Origin of the sequence: Streptococcus oralis (assembly GCF_001588645.1) — a bacterium.
GTDB lineage: Bacteria > Bacillota > Bacilli > Lactobacillales > Streptococcaceae > Streptococcus > Streptococcus oralis_AB.
Window position 1 is genome coordinate 1 of record NZ_LAYF01000059.1, and the last position, 327, is coordinate 327.

Below are 327 nucleotides of genomic sequence, written 5' to 3' on the forward strand. Positions count from 1 at the left end.
GGATAGTATTTAGCAATACCAGAGAGGATTTGGCGATCCTCACCGTCTCCCGCATCCAAGCGGAACTGGAGCAACTTGTCAGAGCCTTCAACCTTAGAAACTTCTTTGACCTCTGCAACACGGATTTCTACCTTATCAAAGTCGTCAAATTTGATCGCTTCACGATTAAGTTTAAGCTCCACTTCTTCTGGATTCCATTCTTTTTCAACCGCAGGTTTATTGCCTTCCATTTGTTCTTTGATATAGGCAATTTCTTCCTCCATATCCAGACGTGGGAAGATTGGCGTTCCTTTTTCTACAACTGTCAGACCTGCTGGGAGCTGGTCA

General features: G+C 44.3%; 1 pseudogene. It reads right to left on the reverse strand.

What is annotated here, in order from left to right:
* Positions 1 to 327 (reverse strand): annotated as a pseudogene (locus tag A0739_RS09830) (methionine--tRNA ligase); the annotation flags it as partial.